This is a genomic window from Zoogloea sp. 1C4 (assembly GCF_009469605.1).
Lineage (GTDB): Bacteria > Pseudomonadota > Gammaproteobacteria > Burkholderiales > Rhodocyclaceae > Zoogloea > Zoogloea oryzae.
In genome coordinates this window covers 1-1,060 of the sequence record NZ_SSXU01000129.1, presented here as the reverse complement: position 1 = coordinate 1,060, position 1,060 = coordinate 1, and the positions used below count along the sequence as shown (strand labels likewise).

2 protein-coding genes are annotated in these 1,060 nt (G+C 36.3%); both read left to right on the top strand.

The features are described 5' to 3' along the window. Nucleotides 1-166: 166 nt before the first annotated feature. A complete protein-coding gene (locus GH681_RS23200; RefSeq protein ID WP_153163853.1) occupies nt 167-802 on the top strand; it encodes a hypothetical protein in 636 nt (211 codons plus the stop codon). A 23-nt stretch (nt 803-825) separates the two neighbouring features. After that, nucleotides 826-1,060, top strand: a 235-nt coding sequence (locus GH681_RS23195) for a hypothetical protein (RefSeq protein ID WP_228112064.1), incomplete at its 3' end; no start/stop codon positions are given.

The window sequence follows — 1,060 nt, the reverse complement described above, 5'->3', positions numbered from 1 at the left end:
AATCACTATTTATTCATACTAAAAAAGAATATAAGCGTAATTATAAGAATTGGTTCTAGCGACTCCTTCACTTTGATTTTAAAAAACGAACTATTTATAAGTACCAAATTGATAACAGTAACAAGTTAATCAATGTAGAAAATACTAGAATAATAGATTTATCAAAATGAACTTTATAAGTCGAATAATTAAATCAATTAATGCAATGAGAGAAAGACTGAAAATAGAGCGTCATGAGGCTATGTATGGTCCACACTTTAATGAAGAATGTGCACTAAAAGCAGTCTCAAAGATGGAAAACGAAGATGGCTCTCGTGGAGAACATTGGAGTTTAGAAGAAACTACTTCAATCGCTAACCAGTACGGAATCAATCTGAAAGGTGAGAAATACAACAAGTATGATTGGTACGTTGCTCTCAATATGATACGTTCAGACTATTATCGTGCAGTTGTTACTATGACAAGCAGTGATCACATTAAGTACTTTGTAGAACTAGCAAAAGCTTGGTTGAATGATAAAGACATAGAAGAAGGAAAGATGTGGTATTACTATTGCTATATTATGTGTGATAAATTGCGCAAAGAAGCTAAGACGATGTTAATGCTTGAAGACGATGAAGATGAAGAGCATGAGTATCGTTACGCTCGTGGTGGTAGAGGACGTGGAAGAGGTAGAGGAGGAAGAATGACTCGCTACGGTTATGACTATGACGAAGACGATGAATATTTAGATCGTGAACGTGAAGAGGAAAGAATGCATAGATATGAACCTATGTATGAAAGAAGAATATCAAGATATTAATTTAATCAAAATTTATGAGAACTATGTACGAACCTGAAAAAATTTTAGTACAAAACGCTGGTATAGATCCAGGTGTAGCTGCACTTTTGCAGAATGCAAACAAAGGTAATATGGACCCTGCTGCTCTTATGGCTATGATGAACAACGGCGGTTTCGGTGGAAACGGCGGTTGGTGGTGGATTTGGATCATCCTAATCTTCTTCTGCTGGGGCGGTTTTGGAGGTAACGGTTTTGGTAGAGGTAGTGATGATGCTAGTC